Below are 23,459 nucleotides of genomic sequence, written 5' to 3'. Positions count from 1 at the left end.
GACGCGCGGACCTCCGCACGACCGGGATCGAGGGTGCCGAGCAGGATGCCGCGGTCAGCGGGCAGGACCTCTTTTACTCTCCCGGCCGCCCAGGCTCGGGCGCAGGCTCTTCGCCTTGGCGACGATCTCCTTGTCCAGCAGCGGCGCCAGGTCCGCCTTGCGGGCGAGGCCGGACTTGGACCCGGCACGCCAGCGCATCCACAGCACGGCAGCGGTGACGACCAGGGCAACGGTGAACAGGGCGGGGACGACGCGGGCGCCGACCATCAGCATGCTGGTGCTCAAGGCCGGCCACAGCACCTCTGGGTGCAGCAGCGCGTCCGCTACGCGGAAGGGGGCCCATGTTCCGCTCCCGACGAAGGTGTTGGTGAGATTCCCGGTCAGCCAGGCCAGGGAGCCGAAGGCCATGGCGGCGCCGAGGATGCCGAACAGGAGGTAGAGGAGCGCGTCCGACCCGGTGGTGGTCGAGGGCGCGCTGGTGCGCGGGGAAGGCACGGCGGTTCCTTGAGTGTGCGAGCGGGCAGGGGCGGGGCGTGCTCGGCTCTCGTGCAGCTCATGGGGGTACTCCTGGACGTCTGAGGCGGAACGTTTCAGCGGGGTCGGCCAGCAGGACGAGGCGCGGGCGGAGGTGCTGCGGTGGCCGGCGGACTGCCGGGCGACGGCGATATTCCGGTGCGTGGCGAGGAGGCGCGGGCCGCCCGCTGCCGGTCTGAATCGACGTTCCGGGCAGCGGACGGCACAGGAGCAGCCTCGGCACCGAGGACATCGTCGAGCAACTCCCGGCTGCGCAAGACGTTGACCATCTGGTGGTGCCGGGGGTCCGTGCGCTCTGCGGGACAGGCAGCGAGACCGTCCTCGGCGACTTCCAACTGCTCACGGACGTCCTGGAGCATCCCGTACGCGGCTGCCAGTCGGGTCCACGTCTCGAAAATCGGATGGTGATGCGGGTCGTCGAAGTCGAGACGGGCGCGAGTCCAGTCGGCGGCAGAGGCGACGAGTTCGGTCAGCTGGGGCAGAGGCCCGACCAGTGCGCCGGTGACCTCCTCGATGATGCCCGCCACTTCATCGGGCGAGGCGTCCTCGTGGAGGCGAGAGGTCATCCCGCAGACCGAGTACGGATCGGCGGGAGCGCTGGGCAGGTGCCTGACCTGCAGGGGCTTGCCGGAGCCCGGTGCCGCGCTGCAGTGGGCGAGCCGGATGTTGTGCTGCATTGCCGCACCGACGGCCTCGCCGATGCTGGAGTAATACTTGGGCACGTTTGCCTCTTCGGGTGAATGGTCCTTTACGGGTGAGTCGAGCGGGGGCGCGCGACGTACTGGTTGCCGACGGCGAAAAGAGAGGCGTGGGTCATCGTCGGGGGCTTGAGGCGCGCGGCGGGTGACCCGTCGTAGTGAGAGGAGCCGTCTGGGAACTGGACGCCGAGGAGACCTTGGCCTGGTTCGCCGCAGGAGAAGTGGTCAGAGCGGCACCACGGTGATCACGGACGGTCCGTGCTGCGGAGTAGCTCGTCGAAACGGCGCCGACGCGGCGTAGCTCGGCCTCGGAATCGACGAGTTCGGACTGGGCCGAGCTGACGAACTCCGAGGCGAAGCCGAACCGGTCGGCGAGCGCATACGCGTCGTCGTCCAGGTCGTTGACCTGTTCTCCCGCTGCTTCCAGCGCCTCCCGGACACGCTCCAGCGCACCGTGCTCGGGGTGAAGGAGGTGGTCAACTGCCCGCTGAAGGCTGGCTCCGTCTTCGGCCGCACGGATCTGGTCCGTGATGCTGAGAAGTTCGGCTCCGGCGGCGTAGGGCCCCAGCGCATGCACCGGAGGGCTCATCCGGGCCGTGTCGAGAGACGGCGGAAGGGTGACGTCATAGCGAGCGGCTCGAAGTATCTCGGCCGCATGGCTGGCGATGGCGACCTGGTCGGCGAGCGGAGTGGTGGTGGGCAGGCGGTGGCGTCGGCCGTGCCAGTCGTCGATCTGCTTGAAACCGGCGTGACGGAGGAGCTGCGCGGAGAGGTCATCAGTAGCGCCCTTGGCAACGACGCTGCCGCTGAACTCGGACGTGATGGTGATCGAGGTAGGCACGGAAGTCTCCGGGGCAGAGGGAGCGAAGGACCCGTTGGAGGTGGGCCAGTGGGCAGAGCGTCCGGCACATCCGGGGTTTGGTCCGGCCGAGAATCGCTGGTAGAAGCCGCACGGTGGCGGTCAGCCGGGTGCCCCGCCGCAGCAGGGCACCCGGTCGGTCAGAAGAAGGGATTCCCTGTCGGCCGGTCGGCCCCGGTGGCGGCTCGGAGCAGTTCGGTGAGGTCTTCGGGCTCGGACGACCTCTGGTCTATCCACCACCCGGCACGGGTCACCGTACGAGCGTTCTCCTCGATCTCCGCCCACTCCGCTTCGCTGGTCGTGCCTTCGGTGACCAGTGCGGTGTAGGCGTTGGTCAGGCTCTGGTGACGACAGCGCACGCCCCAGGGAACGGCCCGCTCGGTCCCCTCCAGGGGAGGCATCCGGTACTGCTCGGACCAGGCTTCGGACGCCGTCTGCTCCTCGGCGCGCTTCGCCTTGAGCCAGGCGGCCTTGTCCTGCTCGTCGCCCTCGTTCGAGGCGCGCCAGCAGTCCGTGCTTATCTGCACTTCACTCGAACGGGGTGGGGTGGGGCAAATTGCCAGGAACCGGTGGTGCTGAGTCGGCGCGTGTGAATGAAAGACTCATATGTCGAATTTAATTCCGATCTTTCAAGCGGACGTCTGACGATTTGGCCAAAGAATTAGAGCCGTAGCTCCTGTTATCCCTGGAAACGTGGGGCCGTTCTTAGCCGAAGGTCGACTCCGAACGAATCTGAATGCGAACCTTACTAGTCCGATTATTCGTCAGGTACTGGTAGGCGATATATCCCGTACCGACTACGGTTGTGAGATACGGGCCTATTGACGGCGCAATGATATCGGCTGCCGTTGCGAGCAAAGCGGAGGCAGCTTTGAAGGCGAACGCCCTAAATTTCACCGAAACTAGAGAATCCTGTCCGGCGACGCCTCGAATGTTCTTGCTGAACTGTGCTAGAGCAGCCTCCGCTGCATGCCTTGATGTCGTGCTGGGGGTTTCCATAAATCTCATTGCGGAACTTCGCCAGTCGATACCGTAGTTGCGCAATTCTAGAATTGCGCGCGGAGCCATGTTCCGGAGGATTCGCGAGCTCGGCATTCGAACCTCAATGTCGAGACAGTCGCTCGGCGTTGATGATTGATCTTGTCGGATTCCGCCTCGTAATGCTGTCTACCACCGGTAGATCCTGGTCTCCTGTGGCGATGGCTGATGCCCTTGCGTCCAGCGCCTTTGCGTAATTAATGTGGTGCAGCTGGTCTATCCAGTCAAAGAAGGTGTCAATAAATTCGCCGTGCTCTGTTGAATAACCGGCAGACGTCAGTCGCCTGATTATCTGAAAGCGATTTACGACAGCCTGTTCCTGCGGGTCAAATACCCCAAGCACTGTCCCTGCCGCGCGGATCAGCTCGCCCCGCCGGATTCCACCTGTCGCTCCGGGGCGACGTGAACTCAACTCCTCGGCCACGTTCAACGCTTCATTCCGCAGGATCTCCGTGTACCCTGCCATACCCCTGGAGTCAGGCCGACTGGTTCGCTTCCCTGAAGGCATTGTCGCAGCAGTGATCCGTAACTTTCCCCCATTGCTACCGGCCATACCGTGGGGTTGGCGAGGGGGCCGACGGATGACGCGAGCCGGTCGGCGATTTGGCCGCCATTCGAGAAAGGGCTCTGGATCTGCATTTCTTGCAACACTTGGAGAAGCTGGGGGTAGCTGCTGGCTGGCGCCCGTGAAACGAGTGAAATAACATCTTCCCTCATTGCCAGTTCGAATAAGCTGATACTTCCAGGGGAAGATTCAAATATGTGGCGTCGGAGGTGATCTGAGGCGAATAGGTAGGCGTCTATGAGATAGAATCCTGGTTCGAATAGTATTCCGTGAATGAGGGATGTCTCGAATTCCTCGTATGTCATGGAATCGGCGATTGGTCCGTCGGTCAAGGTTAGAAGTGAATGATCGAGGAGGGTCAATTTTCGCCGCCCTTGATGATGGGGAATTTTTTGCGAATCCCAATGGGGGGCGATTGTATCGGTGCTGTGATGTGGCCGACAAGATGCCGTCCACTGTCCATTCGGAAACCCTTCCAAATCTATTGACGGGTTCAACTCTAATCTTTATCTGCCTCCGGTTTCACTGCAATCACGGCAGCTTCTCATGTGGGTGTACGAATTAACGTCTGCGGCCTCCGTGAGGTGCATGCAATCCAGCGTCATCCCGTGCCCACCTGCGGGCCGGCGGTGCTGGGTTGTAAAGCGTTCCATCTCGGTCTCTGTCCAGCGGGCTCGCGATCGACGGACGGGTTCGTACCCAGGGCTGTTGCAAAGTCTGACGATCTCGGATCGTCGCTGGTCAGGCCAGGCCGAGGAGGTCCAGCGGGCGGTGGAAGGGCTGGTAGGACATCTCGCGGAGGCCGGCGGCGATATTTGTGTGACCTGCCGCTCGTAGCTGGTTGATCGCGAAGCTGCGGAGGGTGGCCATGTTGTCGGGGCCGTGGCCGGTGCGAATCTTGGAGGCATCCTCGGTGAAGGTGGTGTCACGGACGAAGTGCAGCCGGTTCTCGATCACCCATTGTGAGCGGGCCAGTTGCCCGAGCCGTTGGGGAGATGCCTTGCGGGCAGTGAGGTCGGTGAGTGCGTAGACGGTCTGCGGTGTCACCTTTCCCGAGCGCAGGTCGGTGCGGTGGCGCAGGATTTTCGCGGCCTGCACCGCGTGGGGGAAGTCCAGCCCGAGATCGGTGACGGTCAGCGCCCTGGCCGTCCGCGTCTCCTTGCGTCCGTGCCCTGTTTCGCGGTCGTAGCGCCGCGCGGTGGCCTGCGTCCAGGGCGGCGACTTCAACTGCCGGAACAGTCCGGGCTGGTTGGCCTTGATCATCAGCAGGTAGTGGGCTTTCTTGTCGTCCACGAGGAACCGGGCGTGCTCGCGCTGGGTGTGCAGGGCGTCGGCGGTCACCGTCACGCCGGCCAGGTCGTACGGCTTCAGCAGGGCGGCGAAGCAGGTGATCTCGTTGGTCTTGTCCGGCACCCGCAACTGGGTGACGGTCTGTCCGGTACCGGTCATCGCCGCCAGCAGATGGGCGGCCGGGTCGGTGGTGGTGCGTGAGCCACGGGCGCTCTTGCCGTCGACGGCCAGGGTGAGCGCTCCGGCCGGGTCGGCGCCGAGCAGGTCGGCGAGTCCGCCGGGACAGACGGCGTTCAGGACGCGGCGGATGGTCGCCGTGCTCGGCGCGATCCGGGCGCTGAACACGGTCGTCGTGCGGGCGCCGAGGCGGGCGAGGGTGTCCTGTGGGGCGTTGCGAGCCCACTGCCCGATCGCGGCGAACGAGCGGGCCCCGGCCAGTACGGCCGAGCAGGCGACCAGCAGCACACTCACGAGCGGGTGACGCTTGCCCCGCCGATGCCGCGGGTCAGCCAGCGTGGCCAGCCGCTGCGGCAGTCCCGCATCGGCACGGTGCTGACGCGAGGGCGACTTGATCAGACAGACGCTGGCAGACTGACGACACATCGAAGCTCCGGTTCGGCAGGGCGACTTGGTAGGTCACCCGCTCCAACCGGAGCTTCGTTGCGTACGAGACGGGACGGCCAGCAGGCGTCACACCACCGTGACCTGCAACTTTCCTATACCACTGGGACTTTGAAACAGCCCTGCATCGGCACCTACTTCACCGCGCGCATCATCGGCAAGGACCAACGCTGGGCCCTGGTCCGCCGCCTCGTCCACGACGAGCAACTCCAGGTCGCCGACCGGGCCGCCGGCCTGCTCCTGCTGCTGTTCGCCCAGCCCGTTGGCCGTATTAGCCGCCTCACCACCGAGCACATTGTCGACCGTGGCGACATGCTCGCTCTCAAGCTCGGGCGCGTACCCGCGGAGATTCCCGCGCCCCTGGACGACCTGATCCGCCAGCTCGCCGAGCGTCGGAACGGCCGCGCGGCCACCGTCCCGCTCGAGGAACCCAAGTGGCTGTTCCACAGCCTCTACCTGGACAGCCGATCGACCCGCACACCCTGGGTCGGCGCCTGAAGTCGATCGGCGTCCCGCCCCAGCTCGCGCGCCACGTGTTGCTGATGGACATCGCTTCGGAGCTGCCCGCCGTCGTCATAAGCCGACTGCTCGGATTCCACCAGTCCACCGGAGACAACTGGACCCGCGAAAGCCAGGGCTTCGGCCCCGACTACGCCGCAGAAGTCAGCCGCCGCTGACCCGGCGTTATTCATATCCGAGAATAGGCTTCCCGTGCCGCCATCGTGGGCAGTCCCTCGCAGATCCTGTGCCCTCGGCAAACTGCTGCTACAGCGTTCTAGTTGGCCGATCCAAGGTGATCGCCGTTTTCCTCCATGGTGAAAGCGCCGCAGCGATCCGGGAACGGTAGCGGCCTGACGCCTGACGCACATAATTTGACAGTGGCGCTTTTTGGATTTTCTCTGAGAAAACTTTCTCGAAGGCGATCGGAAAATTTTGGTATTACTTCGTCACGGATGGGCGGGGGCCGGTGTCCAATGCGTAGATAGACGCGTCATAATCTCTGCCGGAGTTGTAGTCTCTGGCGAAAACTACTCCATCAGCAATCATCACTGAGAAGATCTCGGTGTCGGTCTTGCATGCCCATAGCTTTTTTCCGCTAGCTGCATCCAGTGCGTACACATGCTTGTCCGTACTGCCAGCGTAAACGATTCCATCCGTCACCGCTGGGGTCCCCATCACGTCGCCTCCGGTAGCGAACATCCACCGTTTCTTCCCGGTCGAAGCGTCTATCGCATGTACATTGTGGTCGTCGCTCCCGAGATAAACTACTCCATTAACGATCGCGAGCCCACCGCTGATGTATTCGTTCGTGGGGATCCTGTACGTCCATCTTTTCGCGCCTGTTTCAGCGTCCAGCGCGAACACCGTCTCCTCCTGATTGACTACGTACATCTTCCCGTCGGCCACGACGAACGGCGGACTGTCGACTCTTGGGATCGGGAAGACCCACTTTTGGGCCCCGGTGGTGACATCCAGGGCGTACAGGCCCTGACCTCCTTTGCTGGCGACGTACAACAATCGGCCCGCCACTTGGGGCGAAGAGCGGATCTGGTCGCCTTTGCGCGTGCTCCACTTCTGCTTGCCGGTCGCGGCATCCACCGCGTATACGTTGCCCTTGGCGTCGCCGCAGTACAGAACACCGTTCGCCACCGCAGGCGACGCGTCGATTGCCGCCTCAACGGCAAGAGCCCACTTTCTCCTGCCGGTGGTGGCGTTCACTGCGTACACGTGAGGGCTCCCCGAAGATGTCCCGACGTACACCACTCCATCGACTACGACCGGCGCCGTAGAGACGGTTCCGACGTCCAGGGCCCATTTCTGCGTTCCCGTCGTGGCGTCTACCGCGTACAGCTGGGAGTATTTCCCACCGAAGTACACCTTTCCGTTCGCCGCCGTGGGGGGTGAAATGGCGTAATCGTTATGTTTATAGACCCACTTCTGTGTGCCGGTGGCAACAGTGACCGCATACAGGTTGTAGTTGTCGTTACTGGTGTACAACACTCCGCCGACCACTGACGGTTCTGCAGTGGGGCCTCCTCCGGCGGTGAAACGCCAGCGCAGGCGCCACTGGTCGGGTCCAGGTTCATCGTCGCGGCTGAGGATGACGGCAGTGGTGATCCCTCCTGCGGTGGCTATTGCAGTCCCCACTTGCAATACGCGTCGGCGGGTCATATTGGGAGCGTCACGTCGTCCGGTGTGGGACGAAGTGCGTGAGCGGCGTGCCTCGGCCCGGGCTGAAGGAATGGTGGAGGGAGGACCAATTTGCGCACGTGCAGGCAGAGGCGTCTCTGGCGTTTGGGAGGCTTCGGGCTGTGAAGGCGCGGTGGCGCGTGAGTTCAAGGGTGCATGCATCCGTGGTGGCTGGTGGGCACGGTTGTACACCCAGTCGTGTAGGACGACGCTGTTGTGTCCGAACTGTTGGGGTTCGGGACTGTTTCTCGTCCGCAGCCGACGGCGCACGAGGCGCCACATCCGGTCTGGACTCAGGGTCGGCCCGGCACCCTCGATCCCGTGATCCAGAATATCGATCATCTCGCCGGTGAACTCGGGATACCGGGCCCCCGGCGGTGCGAATGATCGCCCTGTCTTGGGTGCAGAGGTCAAGACGCAGCTACCGTAGCCGTCGGTCTCGTCATCTATGTCGTCGGAGTGATCCTGATCAAGCAGTTGTGCCAGATCCGGGCGGGCTAGGGTGCCGGCGCCCATGCCGCCAGCCAGGCCGCTGTAACAGCAGTCCAGCAAGGTGATCCGGCGCCGCGCTTTGTACCCGGCCCGGCCCACGACGAGGCGCAGTGATGAATACCTGAGACTACCGATCTCTGGGTGGTCATCATCGGCGTCGGCCAACGCCAAGTAGAGCTGCTCACCACTGCGGTCGCGCAACCCGTGTCCGGCGAAGTACACCAACAGCGTGTCGGTGCATTCGCTTGCCGCGTCCCGAATGGCCCCGAGGATGGTGTCCCCGGATGCGTCTGACCCAAGCACGGTGACGTGCGTCGCTGGCAGCCCCCACACCGAGGGGTCACGCAGCAGCTGGGCCAGCCGCGTCACTCCTGCGGCGACTGGGGGGAGAGGTTCCAGCCGGGTGTACGCATGAACGCCGACTAGTACTGCCCGGCTCGCCTTCGGGTCAGGAACTGCCATGGTTGGCCCTATACCAGCGGGGTGGAGTCGCCCGTTTGCAGGGTCCGGGCGAGTTGGGCGACGGCCTCTGGTGATTCGCCTTCGATGGTCGCGCGCACCCCATTACGCTCGACAATCAGTCGCGTTGTGCCGCGGAGTCTGCTCGGCAGCGAGGCGCGGAAGGCCAGGTGCGCGTAGACCAAAGTGGCTACGGAGAAACCCGACGACGTCGCTAGCGCGATCCAGGCCACGGCGTCTCCGGACATCCCACCGTCACTCGACGGTGGACGGATCTTCCGAATGTCAGCATGCGCACCAACCGAACGGTCCTCGACCAACCAGTCCGCGAACTCCCCGGTCAACTCGGCCGCCGTTGCATCTTCGACATCGGCGCACTCCACCTTGATGCGAAATTCCATGCCCCCCACTTCCCAAAAAGGCAGCTCAAGTTGGTGTTCAGCCGCTCACTGTAGGACGGTACCCAGCGTCCTCGCAGCGTTTCCCCGGATGAGATCCCTGTGTGATCGTCGGACGCGATCGCCGTTCGCTGGGGATGGCGTCGGACCTCTTGGAAGCTGGCATCGGGGAGAGCCTCCCGCTCCTCTGTCCCTGGTCCGCGACCGAGCTGCGGACGTAGTAGCCCGCCAGCCTCTGACCGCGTCCTTGACGGGTGCACGGCCCTCGCGGTCCCCTTCTCTGAGTGCGGTCGCGGAATGGGCCGTCGACCGGCCGGACGCAGGGCTCGCCAGAGCCGAGATGCCCCGAGCCGCATCCCTGTCTCCCCAGCCAGCCACCGTCCCAGGCTACTTTCTGCCGAGCTCCTCAACGGCTGGGGCGACCCCCTCGACACGGCCATCCGCGCTCATCTGCGCGACCGTGCCTGCCCGAAAGAAGAGGGTGGCCGTGGAACGAACTTGCCGCCCCGTTGATGGAGATGGTGGCTGGCAAACCCTCTGCAGTGCGGTCTGCACCGACGGCAGCTCCATTCCGCAAGGTGCGATAGCCGGGATTACCGACAAACCATGAGGGATCATCCTAATTCAGCCTGCCAGCTTGGGCGGCCCGTGCGCTGGCGATGCCTGGCCCCCGTAGCCCCTTGCGTGCACCATCGGTCATTCCAGGAAGGCGGCGCTTCCCCAGTCGAAGATGGTGGGCAGCCTGAAGCCGTCCAAGGGCTCGGCTACCAGGGACCCGATACCACGGTCACCGAGCTGACCGGCCAACGTGGCCCAATCCTGTTGCAGATCACGCAGAGCGTTGGCGAATGCCTCCGCGTAATCGCTTCCGTCAGCGAGTTCGATTGCGAGGAGCGCACCGAAAACGGTGGCGGCATCTCCGTCGACTGGCCACAAGTGGCCAATGACCGCTTGGTCGGGTCCGACTACGGAACGGGCGATTCCCCGGTCGTCATAAGGGCCTTGTGTGTCAGCGGCCGCGCTGTCACAGGTATTGAACACAACGAGGCGCCGGGTTGACGCTGGCGGCCGCGTCGCGCGGGCGAGGTCGTCGAGGAAGACGTATTCGCTGTCGCTGAGCACGACAGCAGATTGGTCGGGCGCGTAGGGAGGGTGCGACCCGTGCGCGACGACCCAGATGACGTCGTAGTCATCGCGCTGGAACTCGGCAAGGAATCGGTCGCGGGACAGGTCATCGCCAGTGATTGCGTCGACAGTTTTACCAGCGTAGGAAAAGACTCTCTCCACGATGGCGGCTTCCGTACGAGCTGACGGTGCATCACCACACCACAACTGCACTCGTTCCACAGGACGGTCCGGCAGCGGTGCTCGCAAACTGACGGCCAGCGGAAGGGCCGGTCCTTGCGCGCGGGCCAGCATCGCTTGCACCGGGGTTAGGCTCGGCAGCAGCGAGATAAAGGCGGCGGCGTCCTCACTAAAGGCGAATTCCACGAGATCCGCTACGTCGAGATGGGCGTGCAGGGCGTCGTGCAACTCCTCTGCCTGGGTCAGATCTTTGCGCCCGGTGGCAGGATGAGTTAGTGCGGTGTCGCCTTGGCCGCGGGTAACCAAGGCTTTCCCCAATGCCTTATTGAAGGCCGTGGTGAGACGGTTACCCGAGTCCGGGAGGTCAGGTGATGGGGCCGAACCTGGCCGGAACCAGACCTTACTTCCGGCGTTCGCCAGCGTAAGGCACCGGTCGTTGCGAGCCTGATCCGCTGGTACACCCCGCCAGATGCTCAGCAGTTGGGTCAGGTGCAGCGCGTCACCTGACTGGAGAAGCCGGTACTGAAGCTGGCCCAAAATGGAGAAAACGATGCCTCGATCGCGTGACACCTGCGCCGGATCGCTCTCACTCTCCACTATGGCGATGACCTCCTCCACCTGCTGCAACAATTCAGGCAGGACGGCGTCACCCTCGTTCTTGGGCATCCCTAAGAATCGACTCACCTGAAGATTCAGGGCGGCGAAGGGATTCATGGAGACATGTTGTGCCGCCCACGCCGCGATTACAGTGGGGTCGCGATGGGTCACCGGAGGCCGTTCCCCGGCCAGAAAGGCAGCCATGGCCCCCGCGAGAGGGTGAGTAGGATTGGCCAGCAGGAGAAGCTCCAAGGCGTGTCCTAGGAGGCACGCCGGCCGACGCAAGTCCTGCCAGACCAAATGTTTTGCCAGGTGAAGGGCAGCCTCCACCACATGCTTGTCCCCGGTCGGCAAGGCGCGGGCGCAGATGGAGAATACAGGTGCACGGAAGCCCTGAGCCAGGTGCTCGCCGGTACTGTGGTTATTGGCCAGATAGAACACCATCGGCGCCAGCAAGATGACGATTCGCTCCACGGACTTGGCCCAGTGCGGGTCTTTGAGGGCCCGGTCGACCGGCCCCAAGTCAATGTCGATCGATCCACCCTCGTTGTCTGATGTAGCCACCGCCCGATGCAGCCACTCCCACATGGCTAAGGGTTGCGCACACTCGAACGCCAGCCGCGCGGGGGCCCAGCAGACGCCCAGTGCTAGAACAACACGCGCCCCTTCAGGAACCTGGGAAACGACAGCTGGAACACCTCGAATGTCGCTCAGGAGCGCTTTGGTGAACTGCTCCCACACGTGGGGGGTGTCCTGAAGGTGATCCTGTTGAAGTCGGATATGGGCAAGCAACTGCGCCACACTGGTCGGATCCGTGGGATCCACGTCCAGATTGGAAGGCACGTCGAGGTATCCGGCAGCGGAAGGAAACAACTCATCGGGTCGCACCTGCGTCAGACTCGCTCTCTGCCCTGCAGGGCGTCGCACTCCCACACCTGACTCGGCAGTTGGGCCGAGTGGGCTGGCGAAACGTCGGTCAGCCCGACACGTCCTACCCTATCGGCGTCTGTGACTGCTGTTGTGGGCGTCTGCGCCCGCTCTAGCAGGCTGCGCTGGGGTGTTGACCAGCAGGTGACATGCGCCCATCGCTGGACGGCCAGCGCACGAAGACTGATCTGTGACGAACGCGGCACTGTACTCGAGATCGTCACCATTGCACTGAAAGCAACAACGTCGCCGAGGCCGTGGCCAAGCTTAGATTCACGAGCTGCGACCGTGATAGCACCGCGTGATCAGATGACCCAGGCACGCCCATCGCCCCAGGGCATTCCGCAACTTTTGATAGTGGAGCTTACCGACAACTCCCAAAGGGGTGCTCCTTCCATTAGGGGCGTTACGGGATGAAGTGTATGGCGAAGCCGTAGGGTTTCGTCGGGGGTTAAGGATTTGCAGGGACGGAATCGTCAGGTTGACTCGAGTAGATCTGGCGGTGCGTCAGTTAATTGGGCTGCAGCCCGGCGAGATGCTGGATTTCCCAGGTCGGAGCGGCTTTGACCACCTATCGTCAGTCCGGTGAGCGACTTCAGCCCTGGTGCCCGCCTCTGCAAGATCCTGTTCGGTCGCGCGACGGGTTGCGCGTACCCCGACTGCTCAGAGCCTCTGATCGAGGAGCACCGTGGCCACCAGAGCCCGAACGTAGAGGTGGCGCACATCCGGGCCGAGAAGCCCGGCGGGGCTCGGTACGACCCGAACTTCACCAAGGCCAACGGCAAGCTCAACGCCGAGGAGAACCTGCTGCTTCTGTGCCTCAAGCACCACAGGTGGGTGGATGCCCATGAGGAGTCCTACCCGACCGAGGAGCTGCTTGCATGGAAGGCGCGGCAGGTTACGGAGAGCCGAGGTGCCGGCCTGAGCGCAAAACAGTTGGATCAGGTCGTCAAGGCGTTCACCACGCCGAAGGCCGAAGCGGAAGCGGTCAGTGCCAGCAGTGTTGGCATCGTCACAAAGATCGAGAATCTCAAGGACGTTAAGCCGGTCAACGTCGACTCCGTTGAATTCTTTCCCGGGGTGCGGATCTCGAACGTGGGGGCCATCGACTTCACTGTCGATGGCGTGGGCTTTGATCTCGACCTCGACGGACAACTTTCGGCCTACCTGTTCCCTCCGGCGCATCGCTTGCATCAGCCGGTGAGGCGACTGCAACCACAGTCGAACAGTGTTTGGATCGCAGACGCCGACGACCTCCGGAGACTAGCCAAAGAGATGATCAAGATGGCGCGGGTGCCCACTCGGTTCCGTGCCTTCGGGGATCTCGGATCAGGCAGTCGAGTCCACGGCCCGTGGGTGTCGTCCCTGCACCTGCCGGTTTGGGAGGGCCACGTGACTCAGGAGTGGCTGGACGGATTCGTCGACCTCGCCAAGCAGACGCGCGCGCAGTTGGGGCGGGACACCTGAAAATAGAACATGCATGCGCAGCACACCGCTTCGAGCGGAGGCCCCTGAGATGCGGCCCCAGCCGCCCTCTCAGAGGCTGGGGCATGGAGCGACGTGTAGTCGTCTACCCGCCCGACGAGCGCGGGTGGCGCAAGGTTCGATATGACGGGCAGATCCTCGGGACCGCCTACCAGGCGGGTGACGTGGTCGAGTTCCTGCGGGAGGCCGGCCACCCGGACCCGGACGCCGTGGACCTCACGGACAAATACCGCCCATTCCGCCGAGAGTTGGGGACGGCGATTCACTCTCTTTCCCCTCTGTCTAGCTGCTAGAACGGCGGACCAGCGGCCCCGAAGTCCTCGCGGGTCTTGAGCCGATGGCACGGGCGGAAGAGCGGTTGAACGTTCCCGTCTGTGTCCGTCTCGCAGAGCTCCCCTCGGCGGTCGCTCGGGCTGGCATTCCGCAAGTTCTGATAGCCGGGATTACCAGCAACGGCCATGAAAGGGCCTCCTTGAGGAGTTGGATCAGCGGTCGCGGGAGTACGCGATGCGGGGGTCAACCGGCCGGACCGCCGGTGTGGTGACGGCGGCGGGGACCGGCGGCCTTCCCGGGATACCGGCACGGGCCGGGCTGGCGGCGAGCGCGGCGGCGCTCAACGGAGACGCGCGAGCGGGACCACGGCCGCGCTCACGGCCGACGGCCGGCGTGGCAGCAGGGCGGGGCCGAGCCGTCACCTCTTGAGCGAGGCGGGGCTGCACTGCGACCTGGAGCCCCGAACGGTGCAGGGCCACCGTGGCGTCGGCGACTTTCCCTAGCGCCTCGGCGCGATCGGTGGTCGCGGGGAGCGTGTAGATGTCCAGGCTCGAGTTGTGCCGCCAGCCGTCCTCCACCAGCGCGAGCCCGCTGAGGCCGGAGACACGGTCGTCGAGGGCTGCGACGATGCCGAGCTGCGGGTGATCGGCGAAGGCGACGTCTGGTTCACCGAGCGGACCGCGGTCGCGTACCTGTGCCGTTTCGGGCGCCAGTGCAGGGTCAAGTGCGACGTCCACATCGACCTGGTAGCCGGCCTTGCGCAGCAGCTCGATGGCCCGGCTCGTACGGCCGTGCCCGTCACGGTTCTGGTCGGCCAGCGCGTACAACGTCGGCTGGTCGGGGACGGGATGGAAGTCGAATCCCCTGAGCATCCAGGTGCTGGCCGCGAGGTTCTTCGGGTTCGCGGCGACGATGCCGTGGACGGGGTGGTGGCCGAAGGCCAGGTCGGGCAGCACGTCGTAGTGGCTGGGCATGGCAGATCCATCCGAGGCGGGTGCGGTTGCAGGTGCGGGCGACGGGCGGATCAGTTCTGAGGGTGCGGTGCACGGAGGACTCCTGGATCGCGGTCGGTCAGAGCCGGGGAGCGGATGAGGAACTGGCCGGCGGCGGCGCGGCCCGCGCGGAAGACTCCGGCGGCGGACCGGTCGGGAGCACGCGCTGGCCGACCGACGGTGAGGAGGCGAGAGCGACCCTCGCCCGGGATGGAGCGGAGTCGGGCGGGAGCACGGTGGCGGCGCGCGCCTTGCCGGAACGTTCCTGCTCCTGGCGTGTCGGTACGCCAAGCTGGTCCAGGTGGGCGTCGACAGCAGAGAGGAGATCCGGCACGCTGACGCCGTGGCGCGCATGCGGACCGTCCGGCTCGGAGTCGTAGATCACCTCGTAGACGGCAGGCTCGACGGACCGGTGGCGGGTGACCATCCAGCTTTCCGGGGACTCGGGGTGCTCGGAGGGAGGCTCCTGCGGCGGCGAGATGATCAGCGAACTGCCGTCGGGAAGCTCGGCGTGGACGATGTAGTCGCTCAGGCCGTACTCGACGGTGCCCTCCAGGCCGCGCTGCCCGAGCGCTGAACGGAGGGCAGCCTGAAGGCGACGCGGATCGGATGTGGCGTTCGGGGGCGGGGTTTCGTGGTGCATGGAGTTCTCCGTTGCGAACGCCCCGCCGCACGGCGGGAGCCGACGGGGGCGTGGAGCTTGAGGATTGCGGTGGTCCATGAGGATCTGGTGATCGGGCAGTTTGGCGCTGCCGTGACTGCGTGCTAGGGATCACCGCGAGCGACCGGGAGCTGGCGGATGCGATGCCGGCGGGACCTGGGGTGAAGCAGGCGATACGGCAGGGGTGTTGTGCGGCGAGCGGGTCAGGGCGACGCGAGCCCGCTCGGTCTGCGTCGGCCGTTCGGTGTCCGCTCGGTGAGCGAGGTATTCGCCGACGCGCACCAACGCCGGCCCCTTGGCACCCAGTTCGTGTGAGTAATGCCAGCCTTCGGTGTTGCGGTGCTCTTCGGCACGCTCCTTGTAGAGGTGGAGCACGCTCGGCTGCGAACCGTCCATAAGCGCCATGACGCCGTCCCATTCGTGCCGCAGCTCCTCCGCCCGGAAAAGGATGTTGTCGATCCCGCGTATCCGACGGAGGTCGTCACTGATCGGCCCCTCGACGTAGTCGGGGCCGTCGGCGGCGGCGCGGACCCCGGCCAGCACCTCGGGTCCGTGGTTGAGGAACACCTCGGCGTGCTTCCACGCTTCGGCGTCCCGCTTGACCTTCCCGTCCCCGTAGACCTTGTCGTCCAGCGGCCAGCCGTCCGCGTCGCAGAGGGAGTCCGAAACCGCATCCCAGGCGTCGCACGCCTCGTTGATCCCGGCGGCGGCCGAGGCCAGTGCCGGGAGGTGCCGTCGCCACGCCAAAGGGTCGGTGGTCTGCGACGGCTGGTTGTCACCGGAGGAAGGAGTGGAAGAAGCAGACATGATCGATTCCCGTTGCTGTGCCGGTCGTTGGGTTAGGCAGCCATGCGGGCGTCCGTGTCGAACAGCTCCCGCTCGGCCGGGTGGAGGATGTGCTGGGTGATGAACGAGCGGCCAGCGACCTTCCACAGACCTCGGCCCTTGGTCAGAGCGGACACCGCCTGGGTCTCGACGCCGGTCAGGCCGAGCAGAGACGCAGCGGCGGCGAGCTGGTCAGGCTCCTGGCGGTAGATGATGCGCGTACTGCAGTCAGCGAGGAGCCCCTCGGCAAGGACCCGGCCGCGAGACCCGGCGTCGCCCGCCGAGAGCAAATCGCTGAGCCGGTGGATCACCATCAGGTTCGCGATGCCCAGCCCTCGGGAGAGCTTCCACTGGCTCTGCATCCGCTCCAGCAGCCCGACGTGCCGCATCAGCCGCCACGCCTCGTCGTAGATTACCCAGCGCCGACCACCATCGGGATCACTGAGGGCTGACTCCATCCACGCGCTCGCGCACGTCATCGCGAGCACCAGTGCCGTGTCGTCCCCGGAGCCGCCGAGACGGGAGAGATCGATGGACAGCATCGGTGTTGTCGGGTCGAACGACACGGTGCTCGGCGCGTCGAACATGCCGCTCAAGTCGCCATGCACGAGACGTCGCAGGGCATGGGCGAGGTCCTGGGCGGCTGAACCGAGGTGCCCCGCCTGGTGGCCGAGGGCCTGGTCGAGGCGTTCGGGGGAGCCGAGTACGTGCGCGATCTCGCCGAGCAGCGGCACCGTGCCCCGGGCGGCGGCGTCAGCGACGACCAGATCCAGGGCCAGGTCGAGGGCGGTGTGCTCCATCGGCAGCAGGTCGCGCTTCAGCACGGTGCGGGCGAGGCTGGCCAGGAGCAGCAGACGGCGCTTGCGGACCTCCGTGAACCAGTCCTCCTCGCTCACGGAGGTGGGGCGGGCCGGGGCGTCGAGCGGGTTCAACCGGCCGGGGAGCCCCGAGCCCAGGGCGATGCTGTATCCGCCGAGGGCCTGCGAGACACCGGTCCACTCCCCCTTGGGATCACAGGGGATGTAGATCCGGTAGCCGTGGGCGATCGACCGGGTGGCGATCGACTTCGCCAGCGCCGACTTGCCCATGCCGATGATCCCGGCTAGGACCGCGTTGGGGTTGGTGAAGCCCTCCACCCTGCCGCTGTTGTAGAGCGAGAACGGGTCGAAGCAGAAGGCCGCCTCCGCATGCACATCGCGGCCGATGAACACCCCTTCGGCGCCCAAGCCGCCCTCGGCCACGAACGGGTACGCGCCGCTGGCTGTGGCGGTGGTCATCCGGTGGGCGGGCAGGGCGAGCTTGCCGCCGCGGGCGGACGCGGGACCGGGGCGACCGGCGAGCGGATAGGTGGGCCGCAGATCCGGGTCGAGGGTCTGCTCGGCGCGGTGCTTGGGCGGGCTTCCGGCGAGGCGTGCCTGGCGGCGGGCCTCGGTGAAACCGGCTCGGGCGGCCCGCTGCTCGGCGCGTGTCGTCTTACGAGGCACGAACAGAGGGGAGGCACTGGCGCGGGTACGGGGCATGACGTTTCTCCAGGTGAGGGGTGGATCAGCGGCGGACGAGGCCGGTGAACGGGGCGTGCAGGTCGGCCGGGGTGGTGCGCAGCCGCACGAGATGCGCGGTGCGCTGGTGGCGCTGGCAGATGGTCAGTTCCGGTGCGCCCTCTGGAAGGCCGGCCTGGCACGCCTCCGGTTCGGGGACTTCGCCGGAGTCCTGCCGGGGTGCCGCGTGGTAGGCGGCGTGGAGGTGCTCGGCGGCCTGCCAGATGCGGGTGCGGGCGGTACGGAGCTGGTCGCCCTCGACCGCTACGAGCTGCCCGGTGCGACCGGCGTGGGCGTCGAGCAGCCCGTACAGCGAGACGAGGTGGGCGTGCAGAGCGTCCAGCTCGGCCCGGGTGGTGACCAGCGGGCCGCCCGGGATGTTGAGTGCCCGGTGGAAGTCGAGCGCGGCGGTGGCGAAGGGCACGAAGTCCTGCGCGGTCGGGCTGGCGGTGCGGGACATGAGGGTGCTCTTTCGAAGGGAAGGGTCAGGCAGCGAGCGCGAGCGGCAGGGCGGCGGCGGTGAATGCCTCGGCCTGCTGCCAGGTCAGGGGCCTCAGATCGAGCTGGGCGCCGACAGCGGCGGTCTCCACGACGGCGCAGGCGGTGCGCAGCTCGTCCTCGGTGTCGGCTGAGACGGTCAGCAGACCGGTCAGGGCGACGTCGGCGTGCCCGGCGATGAGCTGGCGTTCGCGAGACTTGATGTCCTGGTACTCGATCGAGTCCGCCTCGGAGTCGACCTGACCGCGCCGGGCCCGTTCGGCGGCGTCGGCGATCACGCTGGACTTCTTGCGCTGCACGTCGCGCAGGGCGGCGTCGAGGTTCTTCGGCTCATAGGAGAGCGACAGCGTGCGCCGGACGCCGCCGGTGAAAAGGAGCTGGTGCAGGAACCCGGCCGACGTCTCGGTGCGCGGCCAGTTCTCTACCCAGTAGGTGGCGTGCACGGCGGAGTCGGTGGCGATGTGGTCCGCCTTTTCGACGACCACGACGGGGCCGGCGGCGGCGGGCTCGGCCTGGGGGCGACCGGCCGTGGACCAGCGATCGAGTGTCGCCAGCGCCTTCGGGTCGTAGGAGGTACGCACCACGGCGGCGATCTCGCGGGCGGTGAGCCAGCCCGTCGGGGTGAGACCGGCGGTCCGCGCCGCCTGGTCGAACGTGGAGGTGAGCTGGGCGAGGACACTGAAGGCACCGGTGAGACCGCCACCGGCCTGGTTGATCAGCCGACGGGCCGCCTTGGTGTCCAGGGACACCGCGACGTACGCCTCGTGCGGGGCGGCTGCGGGGCCGGCGCTCTGGATCAGCTCGTTGTAGATCGCGCCGGCCATCGGGGTGTCGGGTCGGCCGTGCTCTTCCCAGTAGCGGCGCAGCGCGCCGCCGGAGTCGGGGATGGTGCGCTCGATCACCTGGATGCGGGCGATCTGTCCGGTACGGGCGAGGGCCGCCAGCGCGCGTCCCCAGCCGCTGACGTTGGCCTGCTGGGTGCCCTGTCCGGCATGCGGCATCACGCCGCACTCGCTCGCGGGCTCCGGGTCCAGGCTGCTAGGCGGCCCTGCGTCGGACAGAGAGCGCGCCGTACTGCGGCTCCGGCACCGAGAAGGGGCAGTCCAGCGGAGGTGCTGTGCTGCTCGTGGATCGCCCCAGGGGGTGCTGGCAAGTGATTCCTTTCGGCGTCGCTCGAATCCTGACCCTCTGACGGCGGATCAAAAGTGACCCACTTGGTGATCTTCGCCTGAACCTGATCTTGATCTGAGGTCAGGAGGGAGAGGGTGATCTGCGTGGAGGACTGGGCAGAGATTCGCAGACTGCACCGGGCCGAGCAGATGCCGGTCCGGGCGATCGCGAGGCATCTGGGCATCTCGAAGAACACCGTCAAGCGGGCATTGGCCAGCGACCGGCCGCCGAAGTACGAGCGTCCGGCCAAGGGCTCAGTGGTCGACGCCGTCGAGGTACAGATCCGCGAGTTGCTCAGGGAGACGCCGACGATGCCGGCCACGGTGATCGCCGAGCGGATCGGATGGGAACGCGGGATGACGGTCCTCAAGGAGCGGGTGCGGGAACTGCGGCCCGCCTACGTTCCCGTCGATCCGGTCTCCCGCACGACCTATCAGCCGGGCGAGCTGGCCCAGTGCGACCTGTGGTTTCCCGAGGGGACATCCCGCTCGGCTATGGGCAGACGGGGCGTCCTCCGGTGCTGGTGATGGTGTCGGGCTACTCGCGGGTGATCGCCGCACGGATGCTGCCCTCCCGCACTACCGGCGACCTGATCGACGGGCACTGGCGGCTGCTGTCCCCCTGGGGTGCGGTGCCCAAAACGCTCGTCTGGGACAACGAGGCCGGGGTCGGCCGCGGCAGGCTCACGGCGGAGTTCGCCGCGTTCGCGGGCGTGCTCGCCACGAAGATCCACCTCTGCCGTCCGCGTGATCCAGAAGCGAAAGGGCTGGTCGAGAGGGCCAATGGCTACCTGGAGACGAGTTTCCTGCCGGCCGCACCTTCAGCGGCCCCGGCGACTTCAACACCCAGCTGACCACCTGGCTGGCCGTCGCCAACCGGCGCATCCACCGCACACTGCAGACCCGTCCCACCGAGCGGTGGGAGGCCGACCGGGCCGGGATGCTCACCCTGCCGCCCGTCGACCCGCCCGCCTGGTGGTGGATGCAGACCCGGATCGGCCGCGACCACTACGTCCGCGTCGACACCAACGACTACTCCGTGCACCCCGACGCGATCGGCCGCACCGTCACCGTGCTCACCGACAACGACGAGGTCATCGCGCTGGCGCCCGGCGGCGTGATCGTCGCCCGCCACCCCCGCTGCTGGGCCCGCCACCAGACCATCACCGATCCCGACCACGCGGAGGCGGGCAAGACAATGCGCGGACAGCTGCACCATCAGCAGGCCGCCCGCCAGGCCACAGCCCAGGATCCCTCCCGCCCGCTCGTCGAAGTCGAGCAACGCGAACTGGGCTCCTACGACCGGCTGTTCACCGTCATCGAAGGCGGCGGCGACAGGGAGGCCGGCTGATGCCCCGCACCACAACCGCCCCGGCCGAAAGCACCACAGCGGGCCGCAGGACCGGCTCCCAGACCGCTGCCGACCTCGCCTTCCTCGCCCGCGCGATGAAGGCACCGGCCCTGCTGGACGCCGCTGACCGGCTCGCCGAACGCGCCCGCAAGGAGTCCTGGACCCACGCTGAATACCTCGTCGCCTGCCTCCAACGCGAGGTCTCCGCCCGCGAATCACACGGCGGCGAGGCGAGAGTGCGCGCCGCCCACTTCCCCGCGATCAAGACGATCGAGGAACTCGACGTCACCCATCTGCGCGGCATGACGCGACAACAGCTCGCACATCTGGGCACGTTGGACTTCATCGCCGGCAAGGAGAACGCCGTCTTCCTGGGACCGCCGGGCACCGGCAAGACACACCTGGCGATCGGCCTCGCCGTCCGCGCCTGCCAGGCCGGACACCGCGTCGCCTTCGCCACCGCCGCCGAGTGGGTCGACCGCCTGGCCGCCGCCCACCACACCGGACGTCTCCAGGCCGAGCTCACCAAGCTGAGCCGTTACCCGCTGATCGTGGTGGACGAGGTCGGCTACATCCCCTTCGAAGCCGAGGCGGCGAACCTGTTCTTCCAGCTCATCTCGAGCCGATACGAACGCTCGTCCGTGATCGTCACCAGCAACAAACCCTTCGGACGCTGGGGAGAAGTCTTCGGCGACGAGACCGTCGCCGCCGCCATGATCGACCGCCTCGTCCACCACGCCGAGGTCCACTCCCTCAAAGGCGACTCATTCCGCATGCGAGGACGCGAACTCGGACGCGTCCCCACCACCACCGACAACGACTGAAACGACCAAACCGAAGACACCCGGGTCAGATTTCAACCGCCCAAAGTGGGTCCAGGTTCAACCGACGCCGACAATTCCGGAGACATCAGTCCGAGTAGGGCGGTGTCGATGTTGCAACACCAACCGTCCCAATCGGCTCGTACCAGGTCGGTTCGATACCTATCTGGCAAAACTGCATGGGTTCGGATCCTCGGTGCACGGCAAACTGATAGTGCGGCCACCCTGCTGGCCGCATGCGTGAACGCCGCCAAGCCATTCGACTCCTGGTCAGGGGCAGCCAGGGAATTCGAGGGTGGGCAGCGGGTCAGGGAGCGGGTGGCGCGTCCAGCCAGCGTCGCGGTCCCAGTGCAGGATGTGGGTTCTATCCAGCAGACAGCCGACCCAGAGGCCAGTGATGCCGGCCGGTACGTTCGGAGATCGCTGGGGCAGCAGGCCTGGGTCGGCAAGGCGGTGCCATGCGGAGGAACGCATCCAGCTGAGCCAGAAGAACACCTCTCGGCACGGCCGGTCAGAAGCCGCGTTGAGCTTCAGGGCCAGGTCCTCGTGCAGCTCGAACTCGACCTCCAGAAGCTCCACCAGCTCCGTTCCACCATCGGCGTCGGCGATGGGCGGCGGCTTCGCCGGAAGCGCGGTCCGCCAGGTCAAGGATCGTGCGCATGCGATCCGCTCACTAACCTCCCGGTGGGCCAGTTCGGACAGCTCGGCATCGGTGTAGCGACCGGGAAACAGGGCTCGCATCGTCTCGGACCACTTCCGTTCGTCCTCGGCCCGGCGCCCCTCCAGCAAAGCGATGAAGCCCGGATCGAACGACCGCAGCACCGGGCCCATCTGAGGAGGTTCCGGGACCGGAGAAGGCGGCGGAGGCTTCCCCTGGCGGCGGTTCTTCCCAGCCTTCTTGGCCCAGTGGTCCGGGTTGAAAGCCGGCATCTGGTCGTACCCCGTCAGCAACCCGGCGCTGATGTAGCCGGCACCTGTCTCGCTGCGCATGGAACAACCGAAGGTCACCCCAGCGGTGCCCAGGGTGCCGTACGGGCACGCCTCTTCGTGGAGTGGCTGCTCGATACAGGCCGTGCCGGGGCCGAAGCGGGACACGCCCCGCCGCTCCAGCTCGGCCAGGGCCGGGGTGATGACGGTCAGGGCGTCCTTGAATCGGGGGTTCTCCTTGCGGCCTCCGTAGGTCGCCTTCGCCGTGCTCGCGAACACCACATGCCAGCCCAGATCCAGCTCGGGTACCGCCCGCTGGGTGAGGTACGGCTCCCAGGCGCTCAGGTTCTGCTGGGCCACGCTGCTGGTCACCAGTGTGACCTCGACCGCCCGGTCACTGCCGCACATGAAGTCGTAGCGGCCGTTGCGATCAGCCCGTACATCATGGAAGTCATCACACCGAGGGCAATGGTCATACGGTTCGACGGTCTCACCGGTGCAATGCCAGAGGACGCTTGCCGTCCTCAGCTCCACGGGATCACCCGCCCGGGGCATGAGTCTCATCCGTCCCAGCGTGCGCGTTCCAGGGCAGTTCAAACTGTTGCAGCGGAAGACGAGACACCGTCTTGATCAAGTCGCCCCGGCGGTACCCGAGCCCGGCAGCGAGCAGAATCCGAACATGCTGATCCAGTCTCTCGATCATCATCGAGGGCAGGCCGACGGCTTCAGGGATGACCCACGCGTCCCGCAGGAGAAGATCCAGATCGGTATCGCCAACCGGCACATGGACATGCAGCTCCCACGGAGGGACGGCCTGCAGAGAGCCCCGTACCGCCCGGCTCCGCCGCGCGAGCAGCCGGCGGCCAGCGACTTGCAGAGCACGCAGCACCGCCATCTCGGCCACAGCTACCACCACGGTCTCACGAGTGCCCTGGTCCATGATCGT

The 23,459-nt window shown here is 66.1% G+C and carries 20 protein-coding genes and 2 pseudogenes; 5 read left to right on the top strand and 17 right to left on the bottom strand.

What is annotated here, in order from left to right:
- Positions 1-54 precede the first annotated feature (54 nt).
- The 6 genes from ACIQ1J_RS30690 to ACIQ1J_RS30665 all read right to left on the bottom strand — a co-directional run bounded on the left by ACIQ1J_RS30690 (position 55) and on the right by ACIQ1J_RS30665 (position 5,455).
- Positions 55-495 (bottom strand): hypothetical protein, encoded by a 441-nt coding sequence (locus ACIQ1J_RS30690; protein ID WP_403561911.1) that lies wholly within the window; start codon positions 493-495, stop codon positions 55-57.
- A gap of 95 nt (positions 496-590) precedes the next feature.
- Positions 591-1,256: a hypothetical protein gene (locus tag ACIQ1J_RS30685; protein WP_403561909.1), complete on the bottom strand. Its 666-nt coding sequence runs from the start codon at positions 1,254-1,256 to the stop codon at positions 591-593.
- A 91-nt stretch (positions 1,257-1,347) separates the two neighbouring features.
- The gene (locus ACIQ1J_RS30680) at positions 1,348-2,073 is read right to left on the bottom strand and encodes a hypothetical protein (protein WP_403561907.1); all 726 of its coding nucleotides are present in this window, start codon (positions 2,071-2,073) and stop codon (positions 1,348-1,350) included.
- Between the two features lie 158 nt (positions 2,074-2,231).
- Positions 2,232-2,618, bottom strand: a complete 387-nt coding sequence (locus ACIQ1J_RS30675) for a hypothetical protein (RefSeq protein WP_403561905.1) — start codon at positions 2,616-2,618, stop codon at positions 2,232-2,234.
- 575 nt (positions 2,619-3,193) lie between these two features.
- A complete protein-coding gene (locus ACIQ1J_RS30670) occupies positions 3,194-3,553 on the bottom strand; it encodes a hypothetical protein (protein WP_403561903.1) in 360 nt (119 codons plus the stop codon).
- A gap of 882 nt (positions 3,554-4,435) precedes the next feature.
- Complete coding sequence (locus ACIQ1J_RS30665; protein WP_403561901.1) at positions 4,436-5,455, bottom strand: ISAs1 family transposase; 1,020 nt, start codon at positions 5,453-5,455, stop codon at positions 4,436-4,438.
- Positions 5,456-5,716: 261 nt separating this feature from the next.
- On the opposite strand from ACIQ1J_RS30665, the gene ACIQ1J_RS30660 reads away from it, so the two are divergent.
- On the top strand, positions 5,717-6,103 hold the full coding sequence (locus ACIQ1J_RS30660; RefSeq protein WP_403561899.1) for a hypothetical protein: 387 nt from the start codon (positions 5,717-5,719) through the stop codon (positions 6,101-6,103).
- A gap of 44 nt (positions 6,104-6,147) precedes the next feature.
- Positions 6,148-6,282 carry a hypothetical protein gene (locus ACIQ1J_RS30655; protein ID WP_403561897.1) on the top strand — a complete coding sequence of 45 codons (135 nt, stop codon included), beginning with the start codon at positions 6,148-6,150 and terminating at the stop codon, positions 6,280-6,282.
- A gap of 262 nt (positions 6,283-6,544) precedes the next feature.
- Here ACIQ1J_RS30655 and ACIQ1J_RS30650 read toward each other — a convergent pair whose 3' ends face one another.
- The 3 genes from ACIQ1J_RS30650 to ACIQ1J_RS30640 form a co-directional block, all read right to left on the bottom strand.
- The gene (locus tag ACIQ1J_RS30650; RefSeq protein WP_403561895.1) at positions 6,545-8,749 is read right to left on the bottom strand and encodes a PQQ-binding-like beta-propeller repeat protein; all 2,205 of its coding nucleotides are present in this window, start codon (positions 8,747-8,749) and stop codon (positions 6,545-6,547) included.
- A gap of 8 nt (positions 8,750-8,757) precedes the next feature.
- Positions 8,758-9,147 (bottom strand): hypothetical protein, encoded by a 390-nt coding sequence (locus ACIQ1J_RS30645; RefSeq protein ID WP_403561893.1) that lies wholly within the window; start codon positions 9,145-9,147, stop codon positions 8,758-8,760.
- Between the two features lie 693 nt (positions 9,148-9,840).
- Positions 9,841-11,934, bottom strand: coding sequence for a CHAT domain-containing protein (locus ACIQ1J_RS30640; RefSeq protein ID WP_403561891.1), 2,094 nt, complete (start codon positions 11,932-11,934; stop codon positions 9,841-9,843).
- Between the two features lie 624 nt (positions 11,935-12,558).
- Between ACIQ1J_RS30640 and ACIQ1J_RS30635 the strand changes: the two genes are divergently transcribed.
- The gene (locus ACIQ1J_RS30635; RefSeq protein WP_403561889.1) at positions 12,559-13,440 is read left to right on the top strand and encodes a hypothetical protein; all 882 of its coding nucleotides are present in this window, start codon (positions 12,559-12,561) and stop codon (positions 13,438-13,440) included.
- Positions 13,441-13,943: 503 nt separating this feature from the next.
- On the opposite strand, the gene ACIQ1J_RS30630 is transcribed toward ACIQ1J_RS30635, so the two are convergent.
- The 6 genes and pseudogenes from ACIQ1J_RS30630 to ACIQ1J_RS30605 form a co-directional block, all read right to left on the bottom strand.
- Entirely contained in the window at positions 13,944-14,705 is a 762-nt protein-coding gene (locus tag ACIQ1J_RS30630) for a hypothetical protein (RefSeq protein ID WP_403561887.1), read from the bottom strand.
- Between the two features lie 97 nt (positions 14,706-14,802).
- Complete coding sequence (locus tag ACIQ1J_RS30625) at positions 14,803-15,366, bottom strand: hypothetical protein (protein WP_403561885.1); 564 nt, start codon at positions 15,364-15,366, stop codon at positions 14,803-14,805.
- 129 nt (positions 15,367-15,495) lie between these two features.
- Positions 15,496-16,191: a hypothetical protein gene (locus tag ACIQ1J_RS30620; protein WP_403561883.1), complete on the bottom strand. Its 696-nt coding sequence runs from the start codon at positions 16,189-16,191 to the stop codon at positions 15,496-15,498.
- A 32-nt stretch (positions 16,192-16,223) separates the two neighbouring features.
- Positions 16,224-17,729, bottom strand: a complete 1,506-nt coding sequence (locus tag ACIQ1J_RS30615; RefSeq protein WP_403561881.1) for an ATP-binding protein — start codon at positions 17,727-17,729, stop codon at positions 16,224-16,226.
- 25 nt (positions 17,730-17,754) lie between these two features.
- Positions 17,755-18,207 (bottom strand): DUF6238 family protein, encoded by a 453-nt coding sequence (locus ACIQ1J_RS30610; RefSeq protein WP_403561880.1) that lies wholly within the window; start codon positions 18,205-18,207, stop codon positions 17,755-17,757.
- Positions 18,208-18,232: 25 nt separating this feature from the next.
- Positions 18,233-19,228, bottom strand: a pseudogene (locus ACIQ1J_RS30605) (SCO6880 family protein); the annotation flags it as partial.
- A gap of 282 nt (positions 19,229-19,510) precedes the next feature.
- On the opposite strand from ACIQ1J_RS30605, the pseudogene istA reads away from it, so the two are divergent.
- Both istA and istB read left to right on the top strand, forming a co-directional pair.
- Positions 19,511-20,765 (top strand): annotated as a pseudogene (gene istA / locus ACIQ1J_RS30600) (IS21 family transposase).
- Complete coding sequence (istB, locus tag ACIQ1J_RS30595) at positions 20,765-21,589, top strand: IS21-like element helper ATPase IstB (RefSeq protein WP_403561878.1); 825 nt, start codon at positions 20,765-20,767, stop codon at positions 21,587-21,589. Before istA ends, istB begins: the two are co-directional and overlap by 1 nt.
- A 267-nt stretch (positions 21,590-21,856) precedes the next feature.
- Here the strand turns inward: istB and ACIQ1J_RS30590 are convergent, their stop codons facing one another.
- Together ACIQ1J_RS30590 and ACIQ1J_RS30585 are read right to left on the bottom strand one after the other, a co-directional pair.
- Complete coding sequence (locus ACIQ1J_RS30590; RefSeq protein WP_403561876.1) at positions 21,857-23,047, bottom strand: hypothetical protein; 1,191 nt, start codon at positions 23,045-23,047, stop codon at positions 21,857-21,859.
- Positions 23,048-23,051: 4 nt separating this feature from the next.
- Positions 23,052-23,453 carry a hypothetical protein gene (locus tag ACIQ1J_RS30585; protein WP_403561874.1) on the bottom strand — a complete coding sequence of 134 codons (402 nt, stop codon included), beginning with the start codon at positions 23,451-23,453 and terminating at the stop codon, positions 23,052-23,054.
- Positions 23,454-23,459: the final 6 nt, after the last annotated feature.

Source organism: Streptomyces sp. NPDC097107 (assembly GCF_044762405.1).
In the GTDB taxonomy this organism is placed as follows: domain Bacteria; phylum Actinomycetota; class Actinomycetes; order Streptomycetales; family Streptomycetaceae; genus Streptomyces; species Streptomyces thinghirensis.
This window is presented reverse-complemented; position numbering and strand designations above follow the sequence as displayed.

Excerpts from the sequence above, each read along its gene's own strand:
- ACIQ1J_RS30630 (WP_403561887.1), bottom strand. The coding sequence starts at position 14,705 with ATGCCCAGCCACTACGACGTGCTGCCCGACCTGGCCTTCGGCCACCAC.
- ACIQ1J_RS30615 (WP_403561881.1), bottom strand. The coding sequence starts at position 17,729 with ATGCCCCGTACCCGCGCCAGTGCCTCCCCTCTGTTCGTGCCTCGTAAG.
- ACIQ1J_RS30585 (WP_403561874.1), bottom strand. The coding sequence starts at position 23,453 with ATGGACCAGGGCACTCGTGAGACCGTGGTGGTAGCTGTGGCCGAGATG.
- ACIQ1J_RS30655 (WP_403561897.1), top strand. The coding sequence starts at position 6,148 with ATGGACATCGCTTCGGAGCTGCCCGCCGTCGTCATAAGCCGACTGCTC.
- ACIQ1J_RS30650 (WP_403561895.1), bottom strand. The coding sequence starts at position 8,749 with ATGGCAGTTCCTGACCCGAAGGCGAGCCGGGCAGTACTAGTCGGCGTT.
- istB (WP_403561878.1), top strand. The coding sequence starts at position 20,765 with ATGCCCCGCACCACAACCGCCCCGGCCGAAAGCACCACAGCGGGCCGC.
- ACIQ1J_RS30645 (WP_403561893.1), bottom strand. The coding sequence starts at position 9,147 with ATGGAATTTCGCATCAAGGTGGAGTGCGCCGATGTCGAAGATGCAACG.
- ACIQ1J_RS30620 (WP_403561883.1), bottom strand. The coding sequence starts at position 16,191 with ATGTCTGCTTCTTCCACTCCTTCCTCCGGTGACAACCAGCCGTCGCAG.
- ACIQ1J_RS30625 (WP_403561885.1), bottom strand. The coding sequence starts at position 15,366 with ATGCACCACGAAACCCCGCCCCCGAACGCCACATCCGATCCGCGTCGC.
- ACIQ1J_RS30610 (WP_403561880.1), bottom strand. The coding sequence starts at position 18,207 with ATGTCCCGCACCGCCAGCCCGACCGCGCAGGACTTCGTGCCCTTCGCC.